The sequence below is a fragment of the Accumulibacter sp. genome (assembly GCF_031732815.1).
Taxonomy (GTDB): domain Bacteria; phylum Pseudomonadota; class Gammaproteobacteria; order Burkholderiales; family Rhodocyclaceae; genus Accumulibacter.
Genome location: NZ_JAVMKF010000098.1, coordinates 30,569 through 33,501 on the forward strand (window position 1 = coordinate 30,569; position 2,933 = coordinate 33,501).

General features: G+C 64.4%; 2 protein-coding genes and 1 tRNA gene. 2 read left to right on the plus strand and 1 reads right to left on the minus strand.

The features are described 5' to 3' along the window. Positions 1 to 504, plus strand: a 504-nt coding sequence (locus RKP46_RS07895; RefSeq protein WP_311106139.1) for an aminotransferase class I/II-fold pyridoxal phosphate-dependent enzyme, incomplete at its 5' end; no start/stop codon positions are given. Positions 505 to 621: 117 nt separating this feature from the next. Here the strand turns inward: RKP46_RS07895 and RKP46_RS07900 are convergent. Further along, on the minus strand, positions 622 to 2,484 hold the full coding sequence (locus tag RKP46_RS07900) for an AsmA-like C-terminal region-containing protein (protein ID WP_311106140.1): 1,863 nt from the start codon (positions 2,482 to 2,484) through the stop codon (positions 622 to 624). Between the two features lie 141 nt (positions 2,485 to 2,625). Between RKP46_RS07900 and RKP46_RS07905 the strand changes: the two genes are divergently transcribed. Continuing rightward, a tRNA-Asn gene (locus RKP46_RS07905) sits at positions 2,626 to 2,701 on the plus strand. The last annotated feature ends 232 nt before the right edge of the window (positions 2,702 to 2,933 follow it).

Sequence of the window (2,933 nt, forward strand, 5' to 3'; positions counted from 1 at the left end):
CTGTTTGCCGAATCCGGCCTGCAATTCCTGGTTGCCGGATCATTCTCGAAGTCATTCTCGCTCTACGGCGAGCGCGTAGGTTCGCTTTCCGTAGTCACGGCCAACCGCGACGAAACAATGCGCGTCCTCTCGCAGATCAAGCGCGTCATACGGACCAACTATTCGAACCCGCCGACGCACGGCGGCGCCATCGTCGCCGCAATCCTCGCCGACGGCGAGCTGGCGCACCTCTGGGAGGAAGAACTGGCCGGCATGCGCGCGCGCATCCGGACCATGCGCACTGCGCTGGTGGATGAACTGCGAGCGCGCGGAGTGCAGACCGACCTGTCGTTCATCACCCGGCAACGCGGGATGTTTTCCTATACCGGGCTAAGCGCCGCGCAGGTCGATCGCCTGCGCGAGGACTTCGCCATCTACGCGGTGAGCAGCGGCCGCATCTGCGTCGCCGCGCTGAACACGCGCAATATCGGGCACGTCGCCGACGCTATCGCGGCTGTCCTGTGAACTGGCGGGCGTCGTCGTCCGTGCTCGCCGAGTGCGGCCGACGACGGCGCCCGCCGTCTCGGTGGCGGCAGCTCCCGTCCGCTGATCGCACGAGCTACGCGCCATCAGGCTGCCGAATCAGCGCTCGACGGTCTTCAACAGCGGCGCATTCAACGAACCGCTGATCGCCACCGGCAGCGCCGTGCGCTCGCCGCGTCCACGCATTTCCACGTCCATCCGGCCACGCAAGTCGAGATCTCGCCCAATGTCGAGATACCCGGCTGACTGCATGGCTCCGGCGCTGAGGTTAAGGCGCGACAGGTGGACGAAGCCTGGCGTCAGCCTGACGGCACCGGAAAGCTGTTCGAAGCGGGTTGCCCCACCCAGCGCAAGCGGTACGCTCGGCGCCCGACGCAGCGCCTCGGGAAGATCGATACCCGGGAGACTGCCGCGCTTGACGGTGAATGTCCCCTCGCCCTGCAGCGTCGAGAGAAGCGACGGCCACGCGTCCGCGGCGGCAGAAAAGCGCAGTCTGCCCGTCCCCTCGCCGAGAAAACCACGCTCGAGCCCCAGGGCATCGGAGAGCTTCCTGGCGTTGATCCGATCAAAGGCGACCTCGCCCAAAAGCAGCGAATCGCCGCCCGCACGCAGCGCTGCCTTGCCGGTGAGCAGCCCATCGAAGACGCGGAACTCCATTCGGTCGACGGTTACCAACGTTGCCCGCAACTCGCCCTGCAGAAGAAACGAATCGACGACCTGCGGACTGTTCGCGCGCGGGCGCCACTTCAGCCCCTCGGCACGAATGGCAAATGCCGTATCGAGTGGACGCGCCTCGAAAGTCAAATCGCGGTTGGCCGAATGCAGGGCAAGTACCTCCAACAGGCCCGCGGCCGACAAGACGACCTCGCCACGCAGATCGCCGATCGTCAGTCCGGCCAGCGCGAGCTCGGTATTGCTCAGCGACACATGCCGCACGCCGGCGCGTGCCGCCGGGCTGGCCGCCGACTTCAGCATTTGCGCCAGCTCGACAAACGTCGTCGGCGCGAGGACCAGGCCGCTCAACTCCACTTCGTCGAACAGCATCCGTTCCGCAAACAGCGTAGTCAGCACAGGTTGCACGCGCACCGTGTCGACCGCCAGCGGCACAGCTTCGCCCACGCCCTCCAGGCGAACCCCATCGAGCCGCAAAGCTGGAATCGGCAGTAAATCGATCCCCAAGGCATCGACCCGGGCCTTCCTGCCGGTGCTCTGCGTCAGAAGCGCCTCCACGGCCGGCTGATAGTTCAAGTAGGGAAAGATCAGCATCAGCACGAGCGCGAGGACGACGGGCAGGAGCAGGAGAAGAATGACGAGGAGCGGCCAGGTGATCAGAAAACGCGGCCGACGCGCGCTGACCAGCACAGGCGGCTGTTGACGCTCGCCGGCAAACCAGGCTGGCCGCCAACGCTGGGGCACCGACAGCGGCCCGAGCACATCCTCCACAGGCACAGGCGATGGCGTGCCACCGGCTTGCGCACGCGACAGAAAGACCGTTCCCGACTCCGAAGGCGAAGGGTCGTGCACGATCGGCGGATGGCTCTTCGCTGGCGGTGGCGCGGTCTCCTCGCGCGCTGGCACCAGATCTGAGGCGCCCGAGCCGCCTGCCGATGACGGCGGCGGCGCGGTCTGCTCTTTCGCGCCAAAGCTTGAAAACTCGGATACTGGCGCCGTCGTTTCGTCCGACGCGCTATGCCGCCTCGCCTTGTCACCGCGTTGCCAGACCGAGTCGAAGGCCGCACGGCGATCAACCAGGCCATCACTCTCAAGCTCCAGCAAAGCACTGCGAGTCATCTGCGGGTTTCCCGTCTTCTCGCACAGCTCGGCCACGGTTGCATTGCCGTCGACGAGTATCAACACCATTCGAGTGTTGCGCTGAACCACGCGCGTCCGCTGCAGCACCGCTTCTTCCCCGGAAGCGGTCTTCGCGTACACCAGATTAGGGTCGATCAAGTCAGGATCCATCGACGGATCTCGTCCCTGTTCCAAAGAGAAGCATTCTCCTCAACTCCGGCAAAGTCCGAATTGTGCACCTTCTTCGCCCGTTGGAAAAGCGCCGGGCGTTGACGCGCCTGCAGTGAGCGACTAGACTATACAGCGTCGCGTTCCTCGATAGCTCAGTCGGTAGAGCGTCGGACTGTTAATCCGTAGGTCCCTGGTTCGAGCCCAGGTCGGGGAGCCAAAGAAATCAAGCAGTTAGGCCGCTCTACATAGCGGCCTTTTTGCTTTCTGGCTTTCGTGTAGCCACTATGTAGCCAAATCTGGGCAATCTGAATCAACGCCAAGCCAAGAGCCGGCTCGGTGGCCACCGCCAGACTTCGTGTGGTACCTGATCAGACGCCTAAAGCTTGGCCGGAGCCACCGTGTCCTTTCGGCAACCCTGCGTGAAATCCCTGACGGCGTCTGGTAGCGTA

Coding starts and splice junctions, on each gene's coding strand:
- RKP46_RS07900 (WP_311106140.1), bottom strand. CDS start 2,484: ATGGATCCTGACTTGATCGACCCTAATCTGGTGTACGCGAAGACCGCT.